The sequence below is a fragment of the Kitasatospora sp. NPDC034035 genome, assembly GCF_055575755.1.
In genome coordinates this window covers 105530-130041 of sequence record NZ_JBVISA010000013.1, presented here as the reverse complement: position 1 = coordinate 130041, position 24512 = coordinate 105530, and the positions used below count along the sequence as shown (strand labels likewise).

The window sequence follows — 24512 nt, the reverse complement described above, 5'->3', positions numbered from 1 at the left end:
GGTCGGAGCGGGGGTGACGTCGAAGGTGCGAAGGCTGTGGGAGGTGCGAAGGCTGTGGGGTGCAGGTGGTGCGGAAGCGTCAGTGGACCCAGCCGGTGAAGCCCTGGCCGCCGAGGGTGCGCGGGGCGCGGGCACCGGAGTCGGCGGCCACGCCGGCGGCCGGCCGGCCGCCGTCCAGTGCGCCGGCCACGGCCCGGACCAGCCAGGCGTTGAGGGAGAGGCCCTCCTGCCCGGCGGCCTCCTCCGCCCGGGCCTTGAGGTTGGCGGGCAGGCGCAGGTTGATCCGCGCCGTGCCGCTCTCGTCCGACTCCGGCACCACCGGCGGCACTATCGGCGGCACCACGGGCGGCACCACGGATGGCGCCATGACCGGCACATCGCCGTGGAAGCTGTCGGAGCCCGGCGGAGCAGTCACCACGAACTCCGGGTCGAGCCCGCGCAGGCGCACGTCCACCGAGCCCGGAGCGAGGTCGCGGGTGACCTCGCCCATGGCGGCCGAGAGCGCGTTGAGCAGAGTCAGCCGCACGGCCGACTCCAGCGGGAGCGTCAGCCGGTCGGCCAGCGCCCGGGCTTCGTCCCCGCCGGCGGCGGCGGCCACCGCGAGCTCGTTCCGGAGGTTTTCGACGTACGGCGTGAGGTCCATGGCTTCAGCATGGCACAGTGATGGTGCCATGTCGAGGCACTAGTGGTGCCACTTTGGCGCCATCGGGCGGAGGGGTCCGGCGCCGCAACGGAAACCGCCCCGCCGACCTGGCGGATCCAGGGGTCGACGGGGCGGTCCACGAGGGGGACGTCAGCCAGCGGTAGGCGTCATCCGGGGGAAGGCGTCAGCGCTGCCAGCCCGCGAGGTAGGTGTCGATCTCGCCGACCAGCCGCTTCTTGCCCGCCTGGTCCAGGAAGGAGGCCTCGACCGCGTTGCGGGCCAGCGCCGCCACCCCGGACTCGTCCAGCCCCAGCAGCCGCGCCGCCACCGCGTACTCGGTGTTGAGGTCGGTGCCGAACATCGGCGGGTCGTCGCTGTTGACCGTCACCAGCAGGCCCGCGTCCACCATCTGCTTGATCGGGTGGTCCTCGATCCGCTCCACGGCCCGGGTGGCGATGTTGGAGGTCGGGCAGACCTCCAACGGGATCCGGTGCTCGCCCAGGTAGTCGAGCAGCGCCGGGTCCTTGACCGCCTGGGTGCCGTGCCCGATGCGCTCGGCGCCCAGCACCCGGATGGCGTCCCAGACCGTCTCCGGCCCGGTGGTCTCGCCCGCGTGCGGGACGCTACGCAGGCCGGCCGCCCGTGCCCGGTCGAAGTACGGCTTGAACTGCGGGCGCGGCACGCCGATCTCCGGGCCGCCCAGGCCGAAGCTGACCAGGCCCTCGGGGGCCAGCTCGGTGGCCAGTCGGGCGGTCATCTCGGCCGACTCCAGACCGGCCTCGCCCGGGATGTCGAAGCACCAGCGCAGCACGACGCCGAGTTCCTTCTCGGCGTGCAGCCGGGCGTCCTCGATCGCCTCCATGAAGGCGACGTCGGGGATGCCGCGCCGGACCGAGGAGTACGGGGTGATGGTCAGCTCGGCGTACCGGATGTTCTGGCGCGCCATGTCCTCGGCCACGCCGTAGGTGAGCGCCCGGACGTCCTCGGCGTCGCGGACCAGGTCCACGACGCTCAGGTAGACGTCGATGAAGTGCGCGAAGTCGGTGAAGGTGAAGTACTCGGCGAGCGCCGCCGGGTCGGTCGGCACCTTGGACTGCCCCGCGTGGCGGGCGGCCAGTTCGGCGACGACGCGCGGCGAGGCCGAGCCGACGTGGTGGACGTGCAGTTCCGCCTTGGGCATCCCGGCGATGAACGCCTCGATGCCGCTCGGGCCTCCGGTGCTACCGGTGCTCCCGGTGGGGTTTCCGATCCGACTTCCGTCCGGCTGGACCACGGTGGTTCCCTTCTTCCTTCTCCGTGCCTTCTACGCGCGTATCGCGGACACCGGCCCAGGATAGGCCCAAGCCGGCGGGCCCGGTCGGGCGATCACCCGCCGAGCGCGACTGCCGCGGTATGGATCAGCAGCCCGGCCAGGGCGCCGACCACGGTGCCGTTGATCCGGATGAACTGCAGGTCACGGCCGACGTTGGCCTCGATCTTGCGGGAGGCCTCGTCGGCGTCCCAGCCCGCCACCGTCTCGGAGATCAGCGAGGTGATCTCGGCCCGGTAGGTGTCGACCAGGTACTGCGCGGCGTCCTGCAGCCAGCCGTCCACCTTGGCCTGCAGCTTGCGGTCGGTGGCCAGGCGCTCGCCGAAGCGGCGCACGCCGTCGCGGATGCGCCGGCGCAGTTCGCTGTCCTCGTCCTCGGCCGCGCCCATCACCAGGGTGCGCACGGCCGCCCAGGTGGAGTTGATCAGCTCCTGCACCTCGGGGCGGGTCAGCAGCTCGCCCTTGGCCCGCTCGACCCGGGCGATGGTCTCCGGGTCGGTCTGCAGCTCGGTCGCGAAGTCGGCGAGGAAGTTGTCGACCGCGCCGCGGGCCGGGTGGTCCGGGTCGTCCCGGATATCGGTGACGAAGCGCAGCAGCTCCTTGTAGACCCGCTCGCCGACCTGGTGGTCGATGAACCTGGGCGTCCAGCCCGGGGTCTTCTGGGTGACCTTCTGCACCACGTCCTCGTGGTTGGCGGTCAGCCAGTCGTGCGCCCGGACGGCGACCAGGTCCACCACGCCGTGGTGGCCCCCGTCGGCGACCACCTTGCCGAGCATCCGGCCCATCGGCTCGGCCACCGAGGTGGCGGCGGCCCGCCGGGTCACCGCCTCGGCGACGACCGCCCGCACGTCGTCGTCACGGAGCACCGCGAGCAGGCCGCGCAGCGCCGCCGAGGCCTCCTTGGTGACCCGCTCCGCGCTGCCCGGCGCGGCCAACCACTCCCCCAGCCGGCGGCCGATGCCGAGCGCCGCGAGGCGCCCGCGCACGACCTGGCCGGAGAGGAAGTTGTCGCCGACGAAGTCGCCGAGCGAGCGGCCGAAGGCGTCCTTCTTGGTCGGGATGATCGCGGTGTGCGGGATCGGCAGGCCGAAGGGGCGACGGAACAGCGCGGTCACCGCGAACCAGTCGGCCATCGCGCCGACCATGCCCGCCTCGGCGGCGGCCGCCACGTACCCGGCCCAGGGCCCGGCGCCGGCCGCCTGGGCCCAGGTGGAGAGGGCGAAGACCAGGGTCGCGAAGGCCAGCAGGCCGGTCGCGATGGTCTTCATCCGGCGGACGCCGCGTCTCTTCTGCTCGTCGGCCGCGGTGAACCGGACCCCGGGGCCGGTCCCGCTGAAGGCATCGTCACTCACCCCGCCAGTCTGCCCGTTGCCCGGCGCGGACGGGGGCGTGCCTCGCGATCACGCGCCCCGGGCCTGCGGCCCGCTCTCCCGAAAGCCCCCTCACGCCCCGCCCGGCACGATCCGCCGTACCCTCTCGACCGCCCACCGCGCCCGGTCCGTGCACCGCCGCCCGTCCAGCAGCACGGTCGAGGCCCGGCCCCGGCGGCGGTGGCGGTGGTGTCAGCGGTGGTGGCCCGGAGCAGGCCCTCGTCGACGACCTGCCTGAGCGCCTCGTCCGGGCCCTCCTCCCGGGGGAACGGCGGCACGCCCCGGTTGACGCTGTCCACCATGCCGGGCGGGATGTCCGCGCCGGTCACCCGGCGGCCCTTCAGCGCGAACTGCATCACCGGCGGCAGGCCCACATGCCCGGCCCGACCACGCTGACGTCCAGGCTCATCCCTGTCCTCCGTTCACCGAGTTGGCCAGCCGGCGCCACGCCGGGTGGCGTCGCAGCCCGCGCCGCACCTGCGCCGGGACGACGCCGCGCCACAGCTGCTGGGCGGCGTTCAGCGGCGGAACCGCCTGCACGAGCGGCTCCTCGCGCAGCAGGAACAGTTCGTCCGGCAGCCCGAGCCGGGCGTCCCGGAACGCCGGGAAGCCCGCGTAGTGCCGCCGGCCGTCCACGACCACCGGTGGACCGCCGTGCGCGGCCTCGTACCGGATCTGGTCGCGCAGCGCCTCCGGCCGTCCGGCGGCGGCGAGTTCGAGCCGCATCCGGGCGGCGGCCGGCAGCCGGTGGTACACCTCGCGGGCGCCGAACCGCTCCACCAGCCGGGCGACTTCGGCGCACACCCGCTCCTGCAGCCCGTCGTCCAGCAGCAGGAATCCTCCCTGCAGCAGGCGCGGCACGTCCCAGCCGAAGCTGCGGGCCCGCAGGGCGTCCAACTCCTCGCCGGATTCGGCGAGTTCGGCCGCCACTTGCTGGAGTGCGGCGATCCCACGCAGCCGGTCCAGCACGCCGGCCCGCTCGGTGGCGTTGCCCAGGTCCTCGCGCAGCACCAGGAAGTAGCAGTCGTAGTCGGCGAGGACGGACACCCGGCCCGCCCGCAGGCAGGCCTCCAGGGTGAACGGCTGGTCCGAGAAGACCTTCAACTCCTCGTCGCGGCGCAGCCCGTGGCGCCGCAGGAGGTCCAGCCGGAACAGCTTGGTGTCGGCCAGCGCCCAGGCCAGCGCGGAGTCGGCGAAGCCCACCGACTCCGCGTCGGCGTGGAAGAGCCCCTGCGGCACCAACCGCCCGTTCACCCCGACCTGCTTGGGCACCACCACGTCCGAGCCCCAGGCGTCGGCGGCCGCGACCAGCCGCTCCAGCGCCTCCTCGCCGAGCCAGTCGTCGGCGCCGAGGAACAGCACGTAGCGGCCGCGGGCGAGCGCCAGACCGCGGTTGGTCGGGCCCGCCGGGCCGCCCGAGTTGGGCTGGTGCACCACCCGGAACAACCCGGGATGGCGGGCCGCGTACTCCTCCAGCAGTTCCCCGCCGCCGTCCGTGGAGCCGTCGTCCACGGCCACCACCTCCAGCCGCCCCGGCGCCAGGGACTGCCCGACCAGCGAGTCCAGGCAGGCGGTGAGGTACGGCATGGTGTTGTAGACCGCGACCACCACGGTCACGTCGGGTACGGTCATCGGGCGGTGGGCCTCCGGTCCTGGTCGCGGCGTGCGACGCAGGGTCAACTCGGCGTGAAAGCCCGGGGTCACGACCGTCACCCGCACGGCGACGGGGACCAGAACAGGCACCCGGCCGCCGTACGGACACACGGCGGCCGGGAGGCGGGAGGCGGGAGACAGCCGGGGAGGCGGGAGAACGGGCCACCCGCCCGACGAGCTGCCCGACGAGCGGCCGGAAGCCGCCCGGGGAACGGCCCCGCTCAGCCGATCGCGACCTCCGCGTACATCCGGGCGATCACGTCCTCGATGGCCGGCTCGCGCACCGACAGGTCCACCAGCGGGTACCGCTCCGCGACCGCCGCCACGATCGGCGCGGCGCTCTGTTGCGCCGGGAAGGTCAGCCACTGGCGCGGCCCCTCGATCTTGACCACCCGGGCCCCGGGCACCTCGATCGGGGACCGGGCCTCGGCGAGGTCCACCACCAGTGTCCGCTCGCTGCGCCCGGTGGCGTGCAGGCCCTCCAGCCCGCCGTCGTACACCACCCGGCCGTGGTCGATCACCATGACGCGGCCGCAGAGCTGCTCGATGTCGGTCAGGTCGTGGGTGGTGAGCAGCACGGTGGTGCCCCGGTCGCGGTTGACCTCGCGCAGGAACTCGCGCACCCTGCCCTTGCTGACGACGTCCAGGCCGATGGTCGGCTCGTCCAGGTAGAGCACCTGCGGGTCGTGCAGCAGCGCGGCGGCGAGGTCGCCGCGCATCCGCTGACCGAGCGAGAGCTGGCGGACCGGGGTGTCCAGCAGGCCGCCCAGGTCGAGCAGTTCGACACAGCGGTCGAGGTTCTCGCGGTACCGCCGGTCGGGGATGCGGTAGATGCGGCAGGCGAGTTCGAAGGAGTCGCGCAGCGGGAGGTCCCACCAGAGGGTGGTGCGCTGCCCGAAGACGACGCCGATCCGGCGGGCCAGGGCGACGCGTTGGCGGGCCGGGTCGACCCCGGCGACGCGCAGCCGTCCGGAGCTGGGGACGAGGATGCCGGTGAGCATCTTGATGGTGGTGGACTTGCCGGCGCCGTTGGGCCCGATGTAGCCGACGCACTCGCCGGCGTCGACGGTGAAGCTGAGTCCGTCGACCGCGCGCACCTCGCGCTTGGTGCGGCTGAACCGGCCGGCGCGGGCCCGTACGGTGAAACTGCGGTGGACGTCCTCGAGTTCGATCAGTGCCATGGAAGCTCCTTAAGGGCGACGGGGGATCCAGACGGAGGGGGTACAGACGGACGGGGTGCAGACGGGGGGTTCAGCTGCCGGTGCCGCGGTAGGCGCGCAGCCCGGCGCGCCAGGCGAGGCCGGCGGCGGCGACGCAGAGGGCGGCGGCGACCGGGGAGGCGTACTGGAAGGCGGTGGGCAGGCCGAGCGGGTCGGGCCGGTCGAGGATGCGCAGGGCGGGCAGCCAGTTGACGAAGGCCAGTGGGACGCCGAAGACGACGCCGAGCACGAGGTCCTTGGCGAAGACCGTCGGCGGGTACTGGAGCATCAGGCCGCCGCCGTAGGTGACGGAGTTCTGGAGCTCCTCGGCCTCGCCCCACCAGAACTGCAGGCAGGCGAAGCCCACCCAGAGCGCGCAGAAGATGGCCGTGCCGCAGAGCAGCAGGACGGGCACCAGCAGGACCCTGTCCCAGGTCCAGGTCACGTCCAGCGCGGCGAGCGACCAGGCCAGCACCGCCGCAGACTGGACCGGGCGGCCGATCCGGCGCAGCGAGAAGCGTTCGGCGCAGAGCTGGCCCAGGGCCGGGGCGGGCCGGATCAGCATCACGTCCAGGGTCCCGGTGCGGATGCGGTCACCGAGCGCGTCGATGCTGCCGACCAGCAGGTTGGCCATGCCGAGCGCGAACCCGGAGGTGCCGTAGAGGAAGCCGAGTTCGGGCAGGTTCCAGCCGCCGAGCGTGTCGGTGTGCCGGAACATCAGGATGATCACGGCGAAGTCGAGGAAGGCGATCACCAGGTTGGCCGTGAGCATCATCGCGAACGAGGCCCGGTAGGCCATGGTCGAACGGGTCCACATGGCGGCGCACAGCCACCAGGAGCGCACGGCCCAGCGGGCTCGGGCCGCACCGGAGCGGATGCGCTCGGCGCTGGTACGGGTGCGCCCGGGGCCGGAACGGTCGGCGCCGGTGCGCCGGCGGCCCGAGGGGGCGGGCGCGGGGCCGGGGTCAGCCACCCTGGACCACCACCTTCCGGGTCGCGAGCGCCTGCACGCCGCGCCCGGCGGCCAGCAGCACCGCGGCCCAGCCGAGCTGGAAGCCGAGCGGACCGAGCGCGGCCGCGCCAGTCGCATGCTCCAGGAACAGATCGGCGGGCACCTGGGCCAGCGCCGACCAGGGGAGCACCCGGGCGAGTTCGCCGAGCCACCCGGGAAAGAGCGTGAGCGGCAGCAGCATCCCGGAGAGGAACATCGCCACCACCAGGGCCACCGAGCGCACCCCGTCGGAGTCGTGCAGCCAGAAGCCGGTGAGCGCGACCAGGAACCGCAGCCCGAAGCTGACGATCTCGGCGAGCAGCACGGCGAGCAGGAAGACCAACCAGGTCAGGGGCCGTTCGGGCAGCCGGAAGTGGAAGAGCAGCGCACCGGCCAGCAGCGGCACGCCGCCGCGGACCAGCAGCTGGTAGCCGGCCCGGCCGAGGTCTCCGGCCAGCCACCAGCCCTGGAAGTCGACGGGCCGGTAGAGGTCCACGGCGATGTCGCCGCTGCGGAAGCGCGTCTGGACGTCGTTCTCGAACCCGCCCCCGAAGATCGCGGTGGTGGGCATCAGGGCCTGGCAGACCCAGATGAAGGTGACGGCCTGGTCCGGGCCGTAGCCGCCGAGGCCGGGGCGGGCCTGCCAGAGCGCGACGAAGGTGCAGGCGAGGATGCAGCCGAAGACGGTGTTCGTGACGATGCCGGCGAAGGTGGCGGCCCGGTAGGTGGAGTGGCGGCGGAAGGCGCCGCGGGCGACGGCCGCGTACAGCCCGAGGGAGGCGGCGAGAGCCGCCGTGGGATCGGGGGGTCGTGCCTCGGCGGGGGGTCGTGCCTCAGCGGGAGCAGCGTTCAGCATATTGTCTCCTTGTCGACAAATGCGGGCAGAGAGCTGCCCGCACGCGTCCACACACGCCCCAGCGGCTCCGATCGGCCGTACCCGGGGGTGCCGGGCCAGGCGGGCGGAGCTGCCGAAGTGGGTGCGCTATGAAGTTCGCATCTTTCACCGTACCTCCGACCCCCACCGCCCGCACCCGATTTTCGACACCTCACGGCACCGTGCGCCCGGACGGCGTTCGAAGCACACAACAGCGCACGTCAGCCCCCCACCCGCCGCTGATCGGACGTCAAATAGCACATAATCGCGGCATGACCTTGAGCACCCGACGCCAGGCCAGACGGGCCGCCCGCCGCGAGGCCCGCCGCGCCCTCCCGCTCTGGCGCCGAGCCCTGCCCACCTGGCGAGTCACCCTCGGCACGCTCACCACGCTGTTCCTGCTCGCCGTCGGCAGCTTCGCCGTGCTCTACGTCATCGTCCCGGTGCCCGACCCCAACGCCCACGCCGTCGCCCAGAACAACATCTACCTCTACGCCGACGGCACCACCGAGATCGCCCACACCGGCGCCGTCAACCGCACCGACGTCACCATCGACCAGATCCCGCTGCAGACCCAGCAGGCCGCCGTCTCCGCCGAGGACCGCACCTTCTACCAGAACCGCGGCATCGACCTGAAAGGCATGGTCCGGGCCGGCTGGAACACCCTGACCGGCAAAGGCATGCAGGGCGGCTCCACCATCACCCAGCAGTACGTCAAGAACTACTACCTGACCCAGAGCCAGACCATCGAACGCAAGGGCCGCGAACTCCTCATCGCCCTCAAGGTCGACCAGCAGCGCGACAAGAAGGACATCCTCGCCGGCTACCTCAACAGCAGCTACTACGGCCGCGGCGCCTACGGCATCCAGAGCGCCGCCCATGCCTACTACGGCGTCGACGTCTCCGAACTCACCCTCACCCAGAGCGCCTACCTCGCCTCCCTGCTGCAGGCCCCCAGCCTCTACGACGTCAAGACCGCCACCCCCGCCAACCGCGAGAAGGCCATCGCGCGCTGGAACTACACCCTCGACGGCATGGTCCAGCTCGGCTTCCTCACCACCGCCGACCGCGCCGCCGCCACCTTCCCCGACCCGATCGACCCCCAGCCCGCCACCGGCCTCTCCGGCCAGGCCGGCTACCTCGTCGGCGTCGCCGACGACTACCTGATCTCCTCCGGCACCATCGACGCCGCCACCCTCAAGGCCGGCGGCTGGCGCATCACCACCACCTTCGACAAGCCCAAGCAGGACGCCCTCGTCAAGGCCGTCCAGACCGAACTCACCGACGAACTCGACCCCAGGGCCCGCCCCACCACCGACACCGACGTCCGGGTCTCCGGCGCCTCCGTCGAACCCGCCACCGGCCGCGTCGTCGCCGTCTACGGCGGACCCGACTACGCCAAGCAGCCCTACAACGACGCACTGCGCCAGGACAACCAGATCGGCTCCACCTTCAAACCGATCGACCTCACCGCCGGCCTGCTCGCCCAGCACACCCTCGACGGCCGCCCGATCACCACCGAGTCCCACTACGACGGCACCAGCGAACGCCCCGTCACCGGCGGCCCCACCCCGTACGCGCCGCCCAACGAGGACAACGTCGACTACGGCAGCATCAGCCTGCGCTACGCCATGGTGAAGTCCGTCAACTCCGTGTACGCGCAGGAAGGCGTGGACGCCGGGCTCGCCCGCGTCCGGGAGACCGCGGTCAAACTCGGCATCCCCGACAGCGTCCGCGGCATGGACCCGGCCAACACCTCGATGACCCTCGGCACCGCCACCCCCAGCGCCCTCGACCTCGCCGGCGCCTACGCCACCCTCGCCAACCACGGCCAGGCCCACACCCCGTGGTCCGTCCTCAAACTCGAACGCAGCAACCCCGGCGGCGCCATCGACGTCCCCAAGACCCCCGAGCACAACCCCACCGACGCCATCGGCCGCGCCATCGCCGACGCCGTCACCGACGTCCTGCGCGACGTCGTCAGCCCCCGCGGCACCGGCGCCGCCGCCCTCGACCTCGGCCGCCCCGCCGCCGGCAAGACCGGCACCACCGACGCCAACCTCTCCGCCTGGTTCGCCGGCTACACCCCCGAACTCACCACCACCATCGGCCTGTTCCGGGAAAACCCGAAGACCCACGCCAAGGAACCCCTGGCCGGCACCGCCGGACTCACCCGCATCAACGGCGGCGCCATCCCCACCAAGATCTGGACCGCCTACATGACCGCCGCCCTCGACGGCACCCCCACCCAGCAGTTCGACCTGCAGACCGGCCACGACAACCCCGGCACCGACACCTGGCCCACCGCCACCGGCAGCACCTCCCCCAACACCGGCCCCACCTTCACCCACGGCTCCGGCCCCACCGCAGCGCCCAGCGCCACCATCCCCGGGCTCGTCACAGCCCCCACCCACGCCCCCAGCGGCCCCCCAGCCGCCACCGGCCCCGCCCCCGACCCGACCACCCCCAGCCCGCAGCCCCCCAAGCCCAAGCCCACCGCCAGCCAGGAACAGCCCAGCCCCACCGCCCGGCCCACCCAGACCCAGCCGCCCCGGCCCACCGACCCGCCCACCGCCACCGGCGGCCCCGCCACCCGGCCGGCGGCCACCCCGACACCGTAGGCGCCGACCGGACCACCGGACCGGGCACTACCGCCCCGCCGCCAACTCCTTCTCCACCGACGTCCGGAACCGCGGCGTCACCCGCACCTCCCCCAGCCACCCCGCCAACCGCTCCGCCTCCGCCGCGACCGCCTGCCCGGCCTCCGCCCCGACGTCCCGGAACAGCCGCCACACCACCTCGCCGTCGGCACGCTGCGCCCAGCCGCCCACCACCTCACCGCACCACCACACCGTCGGCCCGGCGTTGCCCGCCCGATCGAACAGCGCCGGCACGTCCTCCGGCCGCAGGTACCAGTCCCGCCCGCGCCAGCCCATCACCGCCGGATCCAGCGCGGGCAGCAGCGCCGCCCACGGCTCCGGCTCCGCCACCGGCGCGTCATCGCCCGGCAGCACCAGCCCGGCCACGCCGCCCGACACCTCCGCGTCCTGCGCGCCGACGTCCGCCAGCGCCCTGCGGACGTCCCTCAACGTCCACCCCGTCCACCACTTCACGTCCTCGACCGTCGCCGGACCGTACGCGGCCAGCCAGCGGCGCACCACCTCCGCCTTCGCCTCCCGCACCGGCACCTCCGGCCACTGCGGCACCAGCGCCCACGGGTAGCTGCTGCTCAGCCACGAACCGCGCGGACGACAGCGCCGCACGTGCCCGTCCGAGGCCAGCAGCCGCAGCAGCCGACTGCCCACGCTCTGCTTCGCCTCGTACGCCTTGCCCGCCGACATCAGCATCGTCTCGCGCAACTGCGGGACGTCATCGCCGAGTTCCTTGGTCGTCGCCTCGCCGCGCACCGCCAGCGCGGCCAGCACCTCCCGCTCGGTCGCGGCCAGCCGCCCCTCGTCCCAGCCCTCGGCGTGGTCCCGCAGGTGCTTGAGCAGCGTCGCCCGCTCCTTGGCCGCGATCGCCCGCGCCGCCGCCGAACTCACGTACGGGGCGAAGCCCTCCGTCACCGCGAAGATCGTCCGCCGCATCGACAGCAGCTTCACCAGCGAGACGTCCTCGTACAGCGCCCGCTCCACCGCCGCCGCCGAGGGCTCGGCCAGCCGCGCGCACGCCGACAGATACACCGTGGCCGCGTCCGTCGCGTGCAGCCCGACCACCGCGTCGGCCACGTCCTCCACCCGCGCCGCCCGCACCGAGGGCGCCAGCAACTGCCGCCGCCCCAGTCGGGCCCGACGCTCACCATCACCGATCACCGGCACACGCCTCGTCATACCCGGACCCTAGCCCCGACCGCCGACAGTTCGGGCTCCGCGCCACCCGCCGCCAGTTCCGCCGCGAGCTCCGCGAACTCCACGAGCAACGGCGACGTCCGCCCCGCCGCCCAAGCCAGGCAGACCCGGTTGGGCGCGATGTCGGAGACCGGCACGTGCACCACGTCCGAGCGCGTGTAGAACGCCGCCACCGACAACGGAAGCACCACCATGCCCTCGTGCGCCGCCACGTACTCCAGCTTCTCCTCGACGGTGTCCGCACTCGGCCGGGCCCGCTCCGGCCGCCGCCCGCCCGGCACCGGCAGATCCCGCCACTCCGGCACCGCATCCGGATCCTGCAGCAGCCGCTCGCCGCCCAACTCGGCCATCACCACCGACCGTTCACCCGCCAACCGGTGCCCCGCCGGCAGCACCGCCACCCGCGGCTCCGCGAACAACGGGCGCAACGCCAGACCCCGCTGGTCCACCGGCAAGCGCACGAAGGACACGTCCACCCGGCCGTCCAGCACCACCTGCGCCTGGTCCCGCCAGGACGTCCGGACCACCTCCACCGCCAACCCCGCATGCCGCCCGCACATCGCCCGCGCGACGGCCGTCACCGTGATCCCCGGCATGAACCCCACCACGAACCGCGCCCGGTCGTCCGCCGACCGCCCCACCCGGCGCCGCAACGCCTCCGCCGCCGCCAGCAACTGCGGCGCATCCTCCAGCAACTGCCGCCCCGCACACGTCAGTTCGGTCGACCGCCGATCCCGTCGGAACAGCTGGGCACCCAACTCCGCCTCCAACGCCCGGATCTGCCGGGAGAGTACCGGCTGCGCGATGTGCAACTCGGCCGCCGCCCGCCCGAAATGCAGCTGCCGCGCCACCGCGACGAAGTACCGCAGCTTCCGCAGATCGACGTCCATCGCCCGCCCTCCCGCTTCCGACCTCCGCTGATACCCCGAGGGTATGACAGCGGACGGAACAAGTCTTGGACGACACCGACCCGCGCGACACAGGATCGAAGCACCTTCCCCCAACCGCGCTCCTCCGGAACCGCGCCGGCACCCCGACACCCCGAAGCCCGAAAGGCACCACCATGACCCTCACCGACCAGCGCATCGTCGTCCTCGGCGGCACCTCCGGCATCGGCCTCGCCACCGCCGACCTCGCCGCCCGCCAGGGCGACCGGGTCATCGTCGCCTCCAGCCGGACCGACAGCGCCGAACGCGCCCTCGCCACCCTCCCCACCGGAACCACCGCCGAGATCGCCGACCTCACCGACAGCACCCAGGTCGCCGCCCTCTTCGACCGCCTCGGCCCCATCGACCACCTGGTCTTCACCGCCGGCGAACCACTCGCCCTCATGCCCCTGGACGACCTCGACCTCGACGCCGCCCGCCGCTTCTTCACCCTGCGCTACTTCGGCGCCCTCGACGCCGTCCGCGCCGCCGCCCCCCCGGCTGCGCCCCGGCGGCTCGATCACCCTCACCTCCGGCACCGCCGGCCTGCGGCCCGGACCGGGCTGGAGCGTCGCCGCCGGCATCTGCGGCGCGATCGAGTCCCTGGTCCGGGCCCTGGCCGTCGAACTCGCGCCGATCCGGGTCAACGCCGTCCGGGCCGGCATGATCCGCACCCCGCTCTGGTCCGGCCTGCCCGACACCGACCGCGAACAGCTCTACGCCGCGACCGCCGCCGGCCTCCCCCTCGGCCGGATCGGCGACCCCGAGGACGCCGCCGAGGCGTACGTCTACCTGATGCGGCAGCACTTCGCCACCGGCACCGTCGTCACCGTGGACGGCGGCACCCTGCTGGCCTGAACGCCCCCGGGTGACCCTCACCCCCCGGCCGACCCGAAACCCCCCGGCCGGCGACCGCTCACCGGACCGGCCGGAGCCCGTCCACGACCGTCCACCCCGGGCCGAGCTCCCGGCGCAGCGCCTCCAGGGCGGCCCGGGCGGCGGCGTCGAAGCGGACCTCCTCGTCCCGCGACCACGGCGACGGACCGCCCGGGTCGTCCCAGTCCAGCGAGGACTGGAACCGGGAGGACAGCCCGTCCAGCTCGGCCGCGAGCGCGGTACTGATCGGCAGGCGGTCGAGCTCGGCCGGGTAGCCGTACGGGCTGTCCACGTCGTCCGGCCACAGGGCGGTGCCGACCACCCCGGCCTCGAAGAAGTACCGCAGGCGCTCCGCGCTCACAGGTACAGCCCGACGCTCACAGGTACAGCCCCGTCGAACCCTCCGTGTCACCGAAGCGGGTCGCGGCCACCGCGTGCAGGTCACGCTCGCGCAGCAGCACGTAGGTGGCGCCCCGGACCTCGACCTCCAGCTTGTCCTCCGGGTCGTACAGCACCCGGTCGCCCGGCTCCACCGAGCGCACGCTCTGGCCGACGGCGACAGCCTCCGCCCACGTGCACCTCTTGCTCAGCTCCGCGGTCGCCGGGATCAGGATGCCGCCGGTCGAGCGGCGCTCGCCCTCGCCGCCCTCGATGCGCACCAGCACGCGGTCGTGCAGCATCCGGATCGGCAGCTTCTCGCCCAGCCGGTCGTGCCGGACGGCATCGTGCGGGTGGTCGGAGCGGGTCTCGTCGTTCGTACTCACGGTCCCGAAGGTACCGCTCCCGGGCGCGGAGCGTGACGCTGGCCCGGCATACGGAAGGCCGGGCGCGCACCGCGCCCGGCCCTCAACCGCGTACCCGCGTGCTCGCGTACCCGCGCTTCCCGCGTACGCGTGTTCCCGCGTCAGCCCTTGCGGCGCTTGCGCGACGAGGCGACCAGCAGCACCAGGCCCACGCCGACCAGCGCGGCCGGAACGATCCGCTCCCGCCGCGGCTGCCCCTTCTCGTCCACGAACTGCGCCTTGACCTTGTCCACCATGCCGCTGGCGGCGACGTACGCCCGGCCGGCCTTCTCCTCGACGGCGGCCGCCGCCCTGGCCTTGACCTGGGCGGAGATCGTGCTCGGGTGAACGCGTACGGCCAGCTCGTCCAGGGTCTCCGCCAGCCGGCCGCGCGTGCTCTCGATGTCCGCCTCGATCTGGGCGGTCGTCCGCGCCGACTTGTCCTGCGTGCTCGCCTCGCCCACTCGGGCCACCCCATTCACTTGCCGATGTTGATCTGTGCGATCCGTTGCGATCTGTGCGACTGACCCAGTGTGTCAGCTGCCGCGCACGGCCGCGCGGCCCCACCCACCATCGGAGGTAGGTTTGCCGTGGTACGACCGCCCGTCACAGCAGCACGCACCAGGAGAGTCCACCCATGACTGAGCGTCTCCAGCCCGGCGACACCGCGCCCGCCTTCAGCCTGTCCGACGCCGACGGCAACCAGGTGTCCCTCGCCGACCACGCGGGCCGCAAGGTCGTCGTCTACTTCTACCCCAAGGCGCTCACCCCGGGATGCACCAAGCAGGCCTGCGACTTCACCGACAACCTGGAGGTCTTCGCGGGCGCCGGCTACGACGTCATCGGCATCTCGCCGGACCAGCCGGAGAAGCTCGGCAAGTTCCGCGAGACCGAGAACCTCAAGGTCACCCTGCTCTCCGACCCGGACAACAAGGTCCTGGAGGCGTACGGCGCCTACGGCGAGAAGCAGAACTACGGGCGCACCTACCTGGGCGTGATCCGCTCCACGATCATCGTCGACGAGCAGGGCAAGGTCGAGCGCGCGCTCTACAACGTCAAGGCCACCGGCCACGTCGCCAAGCTGCTGCGCGACCTCAAGATCGAGGCCTGACCGGCCCGCCCCGACACGGCGAAGCGGTGGCGGCACACCCCCCGACCGGGTGCGCCGCCACCGCCGTCCCTCACCTCGACGGGCCGCTGTCAGCTCAGCAGGCCCCGAGGTCGCTCCAGACTCCCCACGCGCCACTGGCCGCGGGGTCGTCGCCCTTGGTCCACCACTTGTTCTGGTAGTAGTGGCCCTTCCAGGACACCTTGGTGGGCGTCGCGTAGGTGGTGCCCGCGTCCCAGCCCGGCGCACCCGCGCAACCGGCCGGCGTGGTCGGCGGCGTCGTGGGCGGAGTGGTCGGAGGCGTGGTCGGCGGGGTCGTCGGCGGGGTCGTCGGCGGCGTGCTGGGAGGCGTGGTCGGCGGGGTCGTACCGCCGTCGGTCGCGCCCCGGGTCAGGTCGCCCTTGATCCCGTACAGCGTGCCGCCCACGTTCACCGTCCAGTTCGACGGCGTGGACACCGGCAGGTAGTAGACCAAGTCCATGTCGACCGAGGCGCCCGGCGCCAGCGACTGCCAGCCCGGCAGCTTGACCGACACCCGGTTGTAGGTGCCCTTCAGACCGCCCACGTTGCCCGGGCCCGGATTGTCCTGCCGGATGACCTGCAGCCCGAACCCGGACTGGTCCTTGGCATTGCCCGGCGCCGAGTTGCCGTAGTCGAACTGGAACTCGGTGCCGCCCGGCAGGGTCAGCGTCGAGTTGTTGACGATGTGCAGCTTCGGGTTGATCGGGTAGTTCGAGTCGCCCAGCGCGAAGTTGGTGAACGACACGTCGACCGGCAGGGTCTGCTGCGGCAGCGCGACCGTCGAACGGGTCGCGCCGTACGGGGCCGCCGACTTGAACTTGTCGTACATCAGCGAGGTCAACGTCGAACCGGGCACGTACTCGCCCTTGCCGCCGTTCGCGGCGGCGTCCCACTTGTAGTCGCCCGCGAGCTCCCAGATCATCGCGCCGCCGGCGCCCTGGTTGACGATGTAGTCCGCCTTTGCGCCCACCGACTGCTCGTCCTCGGTGGAGAGGAACACCTTCTTGGTGTCGTTCCACAGCCACGGCGCCACCAGGGCGGAGCTGTAGTTGCGGGCGTAGGTGCCCTGCAGCGCGGTGTCCGTCACCCCGTACTTGGCGAGGTAGTCGGGCAGGATGCCCTTCTCGAGGTTCTTCGCGTGCCACATCGGGTTCGACCCGGCCGGGGACCCCTTGCCCGCGTCGTCCTTGTCGTTCCAGATGTTGTCGATGCCGACCGCGCCGTCCCCGCAGGAGGTCAGACCGGCCCCGACCGGACAGGTCGTCGCGGACGCCGTACCCCAGAGGCCGTTGGTGCCGCCCTGCACGTTCTTGAACCCGCGGGTGTAGTACGGCAGGCCGACGTTGATCCGGCCACCGGGCATCGCGCCGCGGAAGTAGTGGTACGACCAGTCGGCGTTCAGATAGCCGATGCCGCCGTACTGCCCGGTGCCGTACACGTTGGCGGCCGCCAACTCGCCGTCCTTGCCGTCGTCGAACAACGAGGCGTTCGGACCGACGTACTTGTTCCAGGCGCCGTGCAGGTCGTACGACATGATGTTGACGTAGTCCAGGTACTGCGCCACCTGGAAGGTCTCCATGCCGCGCAGCAGATAGCCGGACGACGGGGCCGCGACCGACAGCAGGTAGTGCCTGCCGTCGGCGGCACCGGCCTTGTCCAGGCTCTCCCGCAACGTCTTCATCAGCGCCGCGTAACCCTTGGCCAGCGAACCCCGCTTGGAGTTGGCGAGCTGCCAGTCCAGCGGGTTCCCGGCGTCCTTCATCGAGGTCGGGTACTCGTAGTCGATGTCGACACCGTTGAAACCGTACGTGCGGATGAAGTCGACCGACGAGGCCGCGAAGGTGTCGATGCCCGCCTGGTTCACGCTGCCGTCCGGGTTGACGGTCATCGAGTAGAAGCCGCCGGAGTTCACCCGCTTGCCGTCGTCCCCGAAGTAGCCGCCCGTCTCGGTCCAACCGCCCACCGAGATCAGCGTCTTGACGTTCGGGTACTGCTTCTTGAACTTCGTCAGCAGATTGAAATGGCCCTTGTACGGCAACGTCGGATCCAGCTCGGCCCCGGGCACTCCCGGGAAGGAGATCCCGGTCGCCTCGTTGGTCGGGCCGTCCGCGCCGACGGACAGCTTGTTGTCGCCGCCGACCTGCCCGAAGGCGTAGTTGAGATGGGTGACCTTGTCCCAGGGAATGTCGCTCACCAGGTAGGGCTGATCGCCGTTCTTGCCGGTGCGCCAGCCGGTGAAGTAGCCGATGATGCGGCGCTGGTGGTCCGCGCCCATCTTCTCGCGCCCGCCGGTGTCGTAGACGGAACAGTACGGGACGTCCACCCCCGGGGTCTGGTACAGCCCGTCCGGCCGACAGGCCGCATTGTCGACGGCCGCCGCCGCCTGCGAGGGCGCCGCACCCAGCGTCGCCATCAGCAGCCCGGCCAGCGACGCCGCCGCCAACGAGGCCGCACCAGCCCGGCCCGCCGGACTCCTACGTCGCCGAACGGCGGTGGGACGCCGTTCGGCAGTGCTTCGGATCAACACTCGGTCCTCCGGGAGAGAGTGTCGGCGCGTGCCTGTGGGAGAGCACGCACGTGGGGGATTCCAATTGGCGCAGAAGCTATGTGGTCTGAACCACATAGGTCAATAGGTCTGTACCAATTGGTAATCAGCAGCCAAACATCCACCGGCCCCGGTGTCCGAAGTGCCCGAACTGCCGCTCCGTCACGGATGCGCGCCGCGAACGGAACAGGAACAGGCGCACGGCGCCGCGCTGAATCTCGCTGTTCCCACCGGAAGTGAAGCCCTAGACTGGAGGCCATGCGGCCTTGGCGGAGCAGGCAGACGCGCCGGACTTAGGATCCGGTGGGGGAAACCCCGTGAGGGTTCGAATCCCTCAGGCCGCACTAGCCTTACACCTAAGGTTCGAAGGCCCTCCCCGAGAAGCATCTCGGGGAGGGCCTTCGGCGTTCCGCGGACGGCGCGTCAGCCGATGAGGTCCTTGACCACCGGCGCGAGGGCGCGGAAGGCCTGGCCGCGGTGACTGATGGCGTTCTTCTCGTCCGCCGTGAGCTCGGCGCAGGTGCGGGTTTCGCCGAGGGGCTGGAGGATCGGGTCGTAGCCGAAGCCGCCGTCGCCGGCCGGGGTGGTGCGGAGGGTGCCGAGGAGGCGGCCTTCGACGACGCGTTCGGTGCCGTCGGGGAGGGCGAGGGCGGCGGCGCAGAAGAAGTGGGCGCCCCGGTGCGGCTCGGCGATGTCGGAGAGTTGGGCGAGCAGCAGGTCGAGGTTGGCGCGGTCGTCGCCGTGCTTGCCGGACCAGCGGGCGGAGAAGATGCCGGGTGCGCCGTTGAGGACGTCCACGCAGAGGCCGGAGTCGTCGGCGATGGCGGGCAGGCCGGTGGCGCGGGCCAGGGCGTGGGCCTTGAGCAGGGCGTTCTCGGCGAAGGTGACGCCGGTTTCGGGGACGTCCGGGATCTCGGGGTAGGCGTCGGCGCCGACGAGTTCGACGTCGAGGCCGGCGCCGGTGAGGATGGCGCGGAGCTCGGCGACCTTGTGCTGGTTGCGGGTGGCGAGGATCAGGCGGGTGGACATATCGCCCACCCTATCCGGCGTCGAGGGGCCGTCAGCCGGTGCAGACCGAGGTGAGGTTGCCGGCCGCGTCGCCGAGCGGCTTGAGGTCGGGGACCTGGTTCTTGTCGGCGGCCCGCTGCACGTTGTCGACCTGCTTCTGCAGGTCGGTGACGGCCTTGGCGACGTCGGTGTTCTTGGAGTTCTTCCCGACCTGGTCGAGGTCGGTCTTGAGCTTCTGCAGCGCCTTCCCGGCGGCGGCCGAGTCGTTGCTGGCGTTGTCGTAGGCCTTGGTGACGTCGGCGATGTCGCCGGTGATCTTCACGGCGGTGTTGCCGCAGTCGATGGCCTTCTGTGCGGCGGAGCAGCTCACCATGCTGAGCGGGAGGATCGCGATCAGTCCGGCCACGGCGAGGGCGGCGGGGCGGGCGATGCTGGACGGCATCCGGTCCTCCTGTGGGGCGCGGGTTCCGTGGTGTGGGACGCGCGCCGGGGGGTGCGCGGTTCCCGCAGCGGGGTGCTGCGGGAACCGTACGGTCTCCGGGCCCGGCCTGTACAGCAGGCCGGGCGGCGGGGCGTCCGACCTGGATCACGGTTGTGGGGCCCGCGCCGGTTCAGCCTTCGAGGGCCTTGCGCTGGATCTGGTCGAGTTCCGCGCAGCCGAGGCTGCCGAGGTCGAGCAGCTGGTCGAGCAGGGCGCGGTCGAACGGCGCGCCTTCGGCGGTGCCCTGGACCTCGACGAAGCGGCCGTCGGAGGTGCAGACGATGTTCATGTCGGTTTCGGCGCGCACGTCCTCCTCGTACTGGAGGTCGAGCATGGGGACGCCGTCGATGATGCCGACGCTGACGGCGCTGACGCCGCCGGTGATGGGCTGGCCCTTGGCGCGCAGGAGCTTCTTGTCGCGGGCCCAGGCGACGGCGTCGACGAGGGCGACGTAGGCGCCGGTGATGGCGGCGGTGCGGGTGCCGCCGTCGGCCTGGAGGACGTCGCAGTCGAGGACGATGGTGTTCTCGGCGAGGGCGCGGTGGTCGACGACGGCGCGCAGCGAGCGGCCGATGAGCCGGCTGATCTCGTGGGTGCGGCCGCCGATGCGGCCCTTGACGGCTTCGCGGTCGCCGCGGGTGTTGGTGGCGCGCGGGAGCATGGAGTACTCGGCGGTGACCCAGCCTTCGCCGCTGCCCTTGCGCCAGCGGGGGACGCCCTCGGTGACGCTGGCGGTGCACAGCACCTTGGTGTCGCCGTAGGAGATGAGGACGGAGCCTTCGGCGTGCTTGCTCCAGCCCCGTTCGATGGTGATGGGGCGGAGCTGTTCGGGGGTGCGGCCGTCGATGCGTGACATAGGCACTGAGCGTAGTGGCTTCGGGTGGCGGGGCGGTGTCGGTGCGCCGGGGCCCGCTGTCCGGGTGCGCCGCGGCCCGCCGTTCCCTCGGGTGGGGTGGCGGGCCGGGCGGGTGGGCCCGGGTGGCTCGGTGGGTGAGCCTGGGTGGCTCGGTGAGTGAGCCTCGCGGCTCGATGGGTGGGCCCGGGTGGTTCAGCTCACATCATGTCTTCGATGTCGGCGGCGATCGGGTCGGCGTCGGTGCCGATGACGACCTGGATCGCGGTGCCCATCTTGACGACGCCGTGGGCGCCGGCGGCCTTGAGGGCGGCCTCGTCGACCAGGGCGGCGTCCTTGACCTCGGTGCGCAGGCGGGTGATGCAGCCTTCGACCTCTTCGATGTTGTCGATTCCGCCCAGACCGGCGACGATCTTCTCAGCCTTGCTGGCCATCTGATTTCTCCCTCTGTCTCGGCTCGCCGGCCGCTCTGCCGGGTGCCGTCGTGCGCTGTGCTGTGGGGGTTGTCCCTCGGCCGCGGGGCGGCGAGGTCCGTGCGGCTGACGCGGGTTCAGCTGCGGTCGTGCTGCCGGGCAGCGCGACCAGCATCACCCGCGCAGGTCCGGTTTGCCACGTTAGGCCACTTTTGGCCCACTCCGGCGGGCAGGCTCCCGATCGCCGCCCGAGGATGACGATCAGCGGGGCCGGAGTCCCGGAGTGCGACCTGCGTCCGATGGTGGTCTACACCAATATATGTGTACTCCGATGAACGCAGAACCGGCCCCGGGCGTTCCTGAGCCCCGCCCGAGGGTCCCGCAGGGGGCCACCGGCCGGCAACTGCTCCCGGAAGGCGAAGGATGAGTTCGGCAGGCGCCACAGCCCCGCAGACGACGTGGTGGCACTCCTTCTACGGCGGCCTCCAGAAGATGGGCCGTTCGCTGCAGCTGCCGGTGGCCGTGCTCCCGGCGGCGGGCATCCTGAACCGGCTCGGCCAGCCCGACGTGTTCGGCAAGGACGGCCTGGGCTGGGACAACGTCGCCAGGGTCTTCGCCGCCGCCGGCGGCGCGCTGCTCGACTCCTCCTTCGGCCTGCCGATGCTGTTCTGCGTCGGCGTCGCGATCGGCATGGCGAAGAAGGCGGACGGCTCGACCGCGCTCGCCGCCGTGGTCGGCTTCCTGGTCTACTTCAGGGTCCTGCACGCCTTCCCGGAGCACTGCAAGGGCGGGACGGTCCCGGTCCCGGACGCCTGGACCGGCCAGTGCGTGGACTACTCGTCGGCGAAGATCGCGGCCGCGACGTACCAGAATCCGGGGGTGCTGGGCGGCATCCTGATCGGCCTGCTGTCGGCCTGGCTCTGGGTCCGGTTCCACCGCACCAAGCTGGTGGACTGGCTCGGCTTCTTCAACGGCCGCCGCCTCGTGCCGATGATCACCGCCCTGGTGGGCCTGGTGATCGCCGTCCTCGCGCTCTGGATCTGGCCGCCGATCGGCCGCGGCCTCAACGACTTCTCGCAGGACCTCGCCGACCTCGGCGCGGGCGGCTCCGGCATCTTCGGCGTGTGCAACCGCGCGCTGCTGCTGATCGGCATGCACCAGCTGCTGAACACCTTCGTCTGGTTCCAGTTCGGCGACTTCACCAAGGCCGACGGCGCGATGGTGCACGGCGACATCCCACGCTTCCTGGCGGGCGACCCGACGGCCGGACAGTTCCTGTCCGGCTTCTTCCCCATCATGATGTTCGCGCTGCCCGCCGCCGCGCTCGCGATCGCGCACTCGGCCAAGCTGCACCGCCGCAAGGAGATCTACGGCCTGATGCTCTCGGTCGGCCTGACGTCCTTCGTCACCGGTGTCACCGAGCCGATCGAGTACTCCTTCGCCTACATCGCCCCGGCACTGTACGCGGTGCACGCCCTGCTGACCGGCGCCTCGATGGCGGTGACGTGGGGGCTCGGGGTGCACGACGGGTTCAGCTTCTCGGCCGGCCTGATCGACTACGTGATCAACTGGGGGCTGGCCACCAAGCCGTGGCTGATCATCGTCATCGGCCTCTGCTTCGCCGTCGTGTACTACGCGCTCTTCCGGTTCATCATCGTCAAATTCGACCTGAAAACACCGGGGCGCGAGGACGAGGACGAGGTCGAGGACGTCACCAAAGCCTGAAACAGAGCGCCCCGGGCAGCACCCCGCAATGGCCTCCGGACCCGCCGGTCGGGGGCCTTCGGCATTTCGGGAAAGGACTTGTTTCCCTGCCCGGCTGACGTTCGAAAGGCAATTCGGCCGCGATACGGCCACCGACGAAGCGCTCCTCGGCGGCGACCGACCGCGACGGCGGGAAGCCCCGGTCAGGCGGATCTGCGACACCGCGGTCACTCTCAGCTCCCGCCACCGCGACCCCGGCGGCGGCGGGCTCTTTTTGTTGCGCAAATAGCCAAAATCCCCATCGCACACGTAATCAAGATCGCCGTTCCCCGACTAGGTTTCGATTTCATAGCGCTTCCCCGCGACGGCGCTTTCCGGGTTCCCCGCCTTCTCCACCCGTGCTAGAAACTGGTCTACACCACCCGTGGTGTAGACCAGTTCGCGGTTGGCCCCCTGTGCCCATCCCCCGACCGACCGCCATGCCGTTAGGAACCCACCCCCATGAGTCAGTCTGCGCAGGCACCGGCGCCCGCCACGGCTCCGGCCGCGCCAAGCCCCGCCAAGAAGTTCGGCCAGAACGTCCTCCAGGGCCTGCAGAAGATCGGCCGCAGCCTCCAGCTGCCGGTCGCCGTCCTCCCGGCCGCCGGTATCCTGCTCCGGCTCGGCCAGCCCGACGTCTTCGGCAAGGACGGACTCGGCTGGGGAAAGGTCGCCGAGGTCTTCGCCACCGCCGGTGACGCCGTGTTCAGCAACCTGCCGCTGCTGTTCTGCGTCGGTGTCGCGATCGGCTTCGCCAAGAAGGCGGACGGTTCCACCGCGCTGGCCGCCCTGGTCGGCTACCTGGTCTTCCACAACGTGCTGACCGTCTTCCCGATGGACGGCACCGTCACCGCGGCACTGCCGGCCGGAAAGCCGCAGAACCCGGGCGTCTTCGGCGGCATCGTCGTCGGCCTGCTCAGCGCCGTGATCTGGCAGAAGTACCACCGCAAGAAGCTCGTCGACTGGCTCGGCTTCTTCAACGGCCGCCGCCTCGTGCCGATCATCATGGCCTTCGTCGGCACCCTGCTCGGCGTCGTCATGGGTCTGGCCTGGGGCCCGATCGGCACCGGCCTGACCCACGCCAGCGACTGGCTGACCGGTCTCGGCGCCGCCGGCTCCGGCATCTACGGTGTCGCCAACCGCGCGCTGATCCCGGTCGGCATGCACCAGTTCCTGAACACCTTCTTCCAGCAGCAGGTCGGCAGCTTCACCGACGCCTCCGGCCACACCTGGACCGGCGACATCCCGCGCTTCTTCCACAACGACCCGACCGCCGGCCAGTTCATGTCGGGCTTCTTCCCGATCATGATGTTCGGCCTGCCGGCCGCCGCCCTGGCGATCGCCCACACCGCGCGCCCCGAGCGCCGCAAGGCCGTGCTCGGCATGATGATCTCGGTCGCGCTGACCAGCTTCGTGACCGGTGTCACCGAGCCGATCGAGTTCTCGTTCATGTTCATCGCCCCGGTGCTCTACCTGATCCACGCGCTGCTCACCGGCCTCTCGATGGCCATCACCTGGAGCCTGGGCGTGCACGACGGCTTCGGCTTCTCGGCCGGCCTGATCGACTACGGGCTCAACTGGAACCTGGCCACCAAGCCCTGGCTGATCATCCCGATCGGCCTGGTCTTCGCGGCGCTGTACTACTTCCTGTTCCGCTTCGCGATCACCAAGTTCAACCTCAAGACCCCCGGTCGCGAGGACGACGACGAGATCGAGGACGTCACCAAGGCCTGACGCCCGCGTCCCTCCCGTCCGAAGGGCCCCGGCCCCCCTCCGCCCCCCCCACGGCGGGGGGGGGGCCTTTGCGCACCCGGGAGGCCCGGGGTTTTCGTTCTTGGAAAAGGCGGGGGAAGAAACAAAAGAAAAACC

At 71.8% G+C, this 24512-nt stretch carries 22 protein-coding genes, 1 tRNA gene and 1 pseudogene; 7 read left to right on the top strand and 17 right to left on the bottom strand.

Going from position 1 to position 24512, the window contains the following annotated elements; translation table 11 throughout:
* Positions 1-79: 79 nt before the first annotated feature.
* The 7 genes from ACZ52J_RS20180 to ACZ52J_RS20150 form a co-directional block, all read right to left on the bottom strand.
* Positions 80-643 (bottom strand): toxin-antitoxin system HicB family antitoxin, encoded by a 564-nt coding sequence (locus tag ACZ52J_RS20180; RefSeq protein WP_465620450.1) that lies wholly within the window; start codon positions 641-643, stop codon positions 80-82.
* Positions 644-827: 184 nt separating this feature from the next.
* The gene (locus tag ACZ52J_RS20175) at positions 828-1892 is read right to left on the bottom strand and encodes an adenosine deaminase (RefSeq protein ID WP_465620606.1); all 1065 of its coding nucleotides are present in this window, start codon (positions 1890-1892) and stop codon (positions 828-830) included.
* A gap of 116 nt (positions 1893-2008) precedes the next feature.
* Positions 2009-3304, bottom strand: coding sequence for a DUF445 domain-containing protein (locus tag ACZ52J_RS20170; RefSeq protein WP_465620448.1), 1296 nt, complete (start codon positions 3302-3304; stop codon positions 2009-2011).
* A gap of 423 nt (positions 3305-3727) precedes the next feature.
* A complete protein-coding gene (locus tag ACZ52J_RS20165; RefSeq protein WP_465620427.1) occupies positions 3728-4954 on the bottom strand; it encodes a glycosyltransferase family 2 protein in 1227 nt (408 codons plus the stop codon).
* A 242-nt stretch (positions 4955-5196) separates the two neighbouring features.
* Entirely contained in the window at positions 5197-6156 is a 960-nt protein-coding gene (locus ACZ52J_RS20160; RefSeq protein ID WP_465620425.1) for an ABC transporter ATP-binding protein, read from the bottom strand.
* A 70-nt stretch (positions 6157-6226) separates the two neighbouring features.
* Positions 6227-7147: an ABC transporter permease gene (locus ACZ52J_RS20155; protein ID WP_465620423.1), complete on the bottom strand. Its 921-nt coding sequence runs from the start codon at positions 7145-7147 to the stop codon at positions 6227-6229.
* Entirely contained in the window at positions 7140-8021 is an 882-nt protein-coding gene (locus ACZ52J_RS20150; protein ID WP_465620422.1) for an ABC transporter permease, read from the bottom strand. The genes ACZ52J_RS20155 and ACZ52J_RS20150 overlap by 8 nt, the downstream gene beginning before the upstream one ends.
* Before the next feature lie 290 nt (positions 8022-8311).
* Here ACZ52J_RS20150 and ACZ52J_RS20145 point away from each other — a divergent pair, with 290 nt between their 5' ends.
* Positions 8312-10660 (top strand): transglycosylase domain-containing protein, encoded by a 2349-nt coding sequence (locus ACZ52J_RS20145; protein WP_465620420.1) that lies wholly within the window; start codon positions 8312-8314, stop codon positions 10658-10660.
* A 27-nt stretch (positions 10661-10687) separates the two neighbouring features.
* On the opposite strand, the gene ACZ52J_RS20140 is transcribed toward ACZ52J_RS20145, so the two are convergent.
* Both ACZ52J_RS20140 and ACZ52J_RS20135 read right to left on the bottom strand, forming a co-directional pair.
* Positions 10688-11869: a winged helix DNA-binding domain-containing protein gene (locus tag ACZ52J_RS20140; RefSeq protein ID WP_465620418.1), complete on the bottom strand. Its 1182-nt coding sequence runs from the start codon at positions 11867-11869 to the stop codon at positions 10688-10690.
* Complete coding sequence (locus tag ACZ52J_RS20135) at positions 11866-12777, bottom strand: LysR family transcriptional regulator (RefSeq protein ID WP_465620417.1); 912 nt, start codon at positions 12775-12777, stop codon at positions 11866-11868. The genes ACZ52J_RS20140 and ACZ52J_RS20135 overlap by 4 nt, the downstream gene beginning before the upstream one ends.
* Before the next feature lie 173 nt (positions 12778-12950).
* Here ACZ52J_RS20135 and ACZ52J_RS20130 point away from each other — a divergent pair.
* Positions 12951-13250, top strand: a pseudogene (locus tag ACZ52J_RS20130) (SDR family NAD(P)-dependent oxidoreductase); the annotation flags it as partial.
* 64 nt (positions 13251-13314) lie between these two features.
* Positions 13315-13671: an SDR family oxidoreductase gene (locus ACZ52J_RS20125; protein ID WP_465620604.1), complete on the top strand. Its 357-nt coding sequence runs from the start codon at positions 13315-13317 to the stop codon at positions 13669-13671.
* 58 nt (positions 13672-13729) lie between these two features.
* On the opposite strand, the gene ACZ52J_RS20120 is transcribed toward ACZ52J_RS20125, so the two are convergent.
* The 3 genes from ACZ52J_RS20120 to ACZ52J_RS20110 all read right to left on the bottom strand — a co-directional run bounded on the left by ACZ52J_RS20120 (position 13730) and on the right by ACZ52J_RS20110 (position 14935).
* On the bottom strand, positions 13730-14050 hold the full coding sequence (locus tag ACZ52J_RS20120; RefSeq protein ID WP_465620415.1) for a hypothetical protein: 321 nt from the start codon (positions 14048-14050) through the stop codon (positions 13730-13732).
* Positions 14051-14066: 16 nt separating this feature from the next.
* On the bottom strand, positions 14067-14369 hold the full coding sequence (locus tag ACZ52J_RS20115) for a GroES family chaperonin (protein ID WP_049655715.1): 303 nt from the start codon (positions 14367-14369) through the stop codon (positions 14067-14069).
* 224 nt (positions 14370-14593) lie between these two features.
* The gene (locus tag ACZ52J_RS20110; protein WP_465620413.1) at positions 14594-14935 is read right to left on the bottom strand and encodes a DUF3618 domain-containing protein; all 342 of its coding nucleotides are present in this window, start codon (positions 14933-14935) and stop codon (positions 14594-14596) included.
* A gap of 173 nt (positions 14936-15108) precedes the next feature.
* Between ACZ52J_RS20110 and bcp the strand changes: the two genes are divergently transcribed.
* Positions 15109-15582, top strand: a complete 474-nt coding sequence (gene bcp, locus ACZ52J_RS20105; RefSeq protein WP_360496920.1) for a thioredoxin-dependent thiol peroxidase — start codon at positions 15109-15111, stop codon at positions 15580-15582.
* Between the two features lie 94 nt (positions 15583-15676).
* Here the strand turns inward: bcp and ACZ52J_RS20100 are convergent, their stop codons facing one another.
* Entirely contained in the window at positions 15677-18013 is a 2337-nt protein-coding gene (locus tag ACZ52J_RS20100) for a chitinase C-terminal domain-containing protein (protein ID WP_465620602.1), read from the bottom strand.
* A 392-nt stretch (positions 18014-18405) separates the two neighbouring features.
* Between ACZ52J_RS20100 and ACZ52J_RS20095 the strand changes: the two genes are divergently transcribed.
* Positions 18406-18489: transfer RNA gene (locus ACZ52J_RS20095), tRNA-Leu, on the top strand.
* A gap of 79 nt (positions 18490-18568) precedes the next feature.
* Here the strand turns inward: ACZ52J_RS20095 and rdgB are convergent.
* From rdgB to ACZ52J_RS20075, 4 genes are all read right to left on the bottom strand, one after another.
* Entirely contained in the window at positions 18569-19174 is a 606-nt protein-coding gene (gene rdgB / locus ACZ52J_RS20090) for an RdgB/HAM1 family non-canonical purine NTP pyrophosphatase (protein ID WP_465620411.1), read from the bottom strand.
* A gap of 31 nt (positions 19175-19205) precedes the next feature.
* Positions 19206-19595, bottom strand: coding sequence for a hypothetical protein (locus ACZ52J_RS20085; RefSeq protein WP_360496914.1), 390 nt, complete (start codon positions 19593-19595; stop codon positions 19206-19208).
* Between the two features lie 169 nt (positions 19596-19764).
* A complete protein-coding gene (rph, locus tag ACZ52J_RS20080; RefSeq protein ID WP_360496911.1) occupies positions 19765-20490 on the bottom strand; it encodes a ribonuclease PH in 726 nt (241 codons plus the stop codon).
* Between the two features lie 197 nt (positions 20491-20687).
* Entirely contained in the window at positions 20688-20921 is a 234-nt protein-coding gene (locus ACZ52J_RS20075) for a PTS sugar transporter subunit IIB (protein ID WP_030284095.1), read from the bottom strand.
* A 402-nt stretch (positions 20922-21323) separates the two neighbouring features.
* Here ACZ52J_RS20075 and ACZ52J_RS20070 point away from each other — a divergent pair, with 402 nt between their 5' ends.
* Together ACZ52J_RS20070 and ACZ52J_RS20065 are read left to right on the top strand one after the other, a co-directional pair.
* Positions 21324-22625 carry a PTS transporter subunit EIIC gene (locus ACZ52J_RS20070; protein ID WP_465620408.1) on the top strand — a complete coding sequence of 434 codons (1302 nt, stop codon included), beginning with the start codon at positions 21324-21326 and terminating at the stop codon, positions 22623-22625.
* A gap of 480 nt (positions 22626-23105) precedes the next feature.
* Positions 23106-24377 (top strand): PTS transporter subunit EIIC, encoded by a 1272-nt coding sequence (locus tag ACZ52J_RS20065; RefSeq protein WP_360496904.1) that lies wholly within the window; start codon positions 23106-23108, stop codon positions 24375-24377.
* The last annotated feature ends 135 nt before the right edge of the window (positions 24378-24512 follow it).

Bases quoted from the DNA above. Each gene is read 5' to 3' on its own strand.
- ACZ52J_RS20065 (WP_360496904.1), top strand. From the start codon at position 23,106: ATGAGTCAGTCTGCGCAGGCACCGGCGCCCGCCACGGCTCCGGCCGCG.
- ACZ52J_RS20150 (WP_465620422.1), bottom strand. From the start codon at position 8,021: ATGCTGAACGCTGCTCCCGCTGAGGCACGACCCCCCGCCGAGGCACGA.
- ACZ52J_RS20135 (WP_465620417.1), bottom strand. From the start codon at position 12,777: ATGGACGTCGATCTGCGGAAGCTGCGGTACTTCGTCGCGGTGGCGCGG.
- ACZ52J_RS20165 (WP_465620427.1), bottom strand. From the start codon at position 4,954: ATGACCGTACCCGACGTGACCGTGGTGGTCGCGGTCTACAACACCATG.
- ACZ52J_RS20140 (WP_465620418.1), bottom strand. From the start codon at position 11,869: ATGACGAGGCGTGTGCCGGTGATCGGTGATGGTGAGCGTCGGGCCCGA.
- ACZ52J_RS20160 (WP_465620425.1), bottom strand. From the start codon at position 6,156: ATGGCACTGATCGAACTCGAGGACGTCCACCGCAGTTTCACCGTACGG.
- ACZ52J_RS20180 (WP_465620450.1), bottom strand. From the start codon at position 643: ATGGACCTCACGCCGTACGTCGAAAACCTCCGGAACGAGCTCGCGGTG.
- ACZ52J_RS20115 (WP_049655715.1), bottom strand. From the start codon at position 14,369: ATGCTGCACGACCGCGTGCTGGTGCGCATCGAGGGCGGCGAGGGCGAG.
- ACZ52J_RS20100 (WP_465620602.1), bottom strand. From the start codon at position 18,013: ATGGCGACGCTGGGTGCGGCGCCCTCGCAGGCGGCGGCGGCCGTCGAC.
- ACZ52J_RS20075 (WP_030284095.1), bottom strand. From the start codon at position 20,921: ATGGCCAGCAAGGCTGAGAAGATCGTCGCCGGTCTGGGCGGAATCGAC.
- ACZ52J_RS20085 (WP_360496914.1), bottom strand. From the start codon at position 19,595: ATGCCGTCCAGCATCGCCCGCCCCGCCGCCCTCGCCGTGGCCGGACTG.
- bcp (WP_360496920.1), top strand. From the start codon at position 15,109: ATGACTGAGCGTCTCCAGCCCGGCGACACCGCGCCCGCCTTCAGCCTG.
- rph (WP_360496911.1), bottom strand. From the start codon at position 20,490: ATGTCACGCATCGACGGCCGCACCCCCGAACAGCTCCGCCCCATCACC.
- ACZ52J_RS20145 (WP_465620420.1), top strand. From the start codon at position 8,312: ATGACCTTGAGCACCCGACGCCAGGCCAGACGGGCCGCCCGCCGCGAG.
- ACZ52J_RS20070 (WP_465620408.1), top strand. From the start codon at position 21,324: ATGAGTTCGGCAGGCGCCACAGCCCCGCAGACGACGTGGTGGCACTCC.
- rdgB (WP_465620411.1), bottom strand. From the start codon at position 19,174: ATGTCCACCCGCCTGATCCTCGCCACCCGCAACCAGCACAAGGTCGCC.